Annotated in this window: 1 pseudogene; it reads right to left on the bottom strand. The window is 65.3% G+C overall.

Going from position 1 to position 375, the window contains the following annotated elements:
- Nucleotides 1-375 (bottom strand): annotated as a pseudogene (locus AC1DIX_RS28240) (glycoside hydrolase family 2 protein); the annotation flags it as partial.

Here is a 375-nt window from a genome sequence, read left to right as displayed (position 1 = left end):
GTATCGAAGAAGGCGCCGAAAAGTTCGGTCGCCGCGATCCTCTGCTTGCTCCGCGCTGCGATCGTCAGGCTCTGGCTGGCGCTCGCCGCCTGCTGCCGGCCGTCACGGAAGCAGATAAGCTCAAGTTCCACGGCAAGGTCAGCAGACGTCTCATTGACCACATGCACGTCCAGACCGTTGGTCCCTTCGTCCGTCAGCACCACCTGCAACGGCCGGAAGGCCCGGCGCATTGCATGCCAGGCGGGCTTGGGTTCGCCGGTGGAATCGATCACCCCCCAGCCCGGTCCGGGCAGCAGATCCTGTAGCGTCCAGACCAGCGCGCCGTCGCAACGAGATCCGGTGCGGCGCCATTCGGCAAAGGTCTCGGTCAGCACT

Source organism: Massilia sp. 05N420 (assembly GCF_056397205.1).
This window is presented reverse-complemented; position numbering and strand designations above follow the sequence as displayed.